The sequence below is a fragment of the Thermus sp. NMX2.A1 genome (genome assembly GCF_000511705.1).
Taxonomy (GTDB): Bacteria; Deinococcota; Deinococci; order Deinococcales; family Thermaceae; genus Thermus; species Thermus scotoductus.
In genome coordinates this window covers 1-851 of sequence record NZ_ATNI01000018.1, presented here as the reverse complement: position 1 = coordinate 851, position 851 = coordinate 1, and the positions used below count along the sequence as shown (strand labels likewise).

Sequence of the window (851 nt, the reverse complement as noted above, 5' to 3'; positions counted from 1 at the left end):
GGTATGGCATGCTGAACGCATGACATCGCCGGGGGTGTACACCATTGCTGAGGTAGAGGCCATGACCGGTTTTTCCGTGGAGGTGCTAAGGCAGTGGGAAAGGCGGTACGGCTTTCCCAAGCCCGAAAGAACCCCTGGCGGTCATCGTCTTTACCGGCAGGAGGATGTGGAAGCCCTCTTGGTGATTCGCCGCTGGCTGGAGGAGGGCGCTTCTCCTCAGGCGGCTATACGGCGCTACCTAGCCCAGGAGTACCGGACCGACCAGCTTTCCAAAGAGCTTCTGGCCGCCCTTTTAGAGGCGGATTTGCCTAGGGCCGAGGCCCTTTTTCGCCGGGGGGTGAAGCTCCTAGGGCCGGAAGGAGCCTTAAGGAGCCTTTTGGTGCCCGTGCTTAAGGACGTGGGGGAGGGCTGGCACCAGGGGGAGGTGAATGTGGCGCAGGAACACTTGGCTACTCTGTTCCTTCGTTCCAGGCTTCAGGAGCTTCTGGACCTTGCGGGCTACCCCCGGGGTGCTCCCATTTTGGTGACCACCCCTCCGGGGGAGCGGCACGAGCTAGGAGCCATGTTAGCGGCCTACCACCTTAGGCGGCGTGGGTTTCCTGCCCTGTACTTGGGGCCCGATACCCCCCTTTCGGATCTCAAAGATCTAGCTCAAGAGCTCGGGGCGCGGGCTATCGTGCTTTCGGTTCTTCTACCCGAAAACATACGAGCCCTCCCTGAGGGGATTCTGAGGGATTGGGTCCCTAAGGTGGTGGTGGGTGGGTCAGGAGCGAGTCCGGAGGAGGCTAGGCGGCTTGGGGCTGTTTATGTGCAGGACCTCGAGGCTTTGCCAGAGGTATTGGAGGGAATAG

1 protein-coding gene is annotated in these 851 nt (G+C 61.1%); it reads left to right on the top strand.

Annotated elements, in window-relative coordinates:
* Positions 1 to 19 precede the first annotated feature (19 nt).
* A partial coding sequence (locus tag TNMX_RS00805) for a MerR family transcriptional regulator (RefSeq protein WP_038028466.1) occupies positions 20 to 851 on the top strand: 832 nt, incomplete at its 3' end.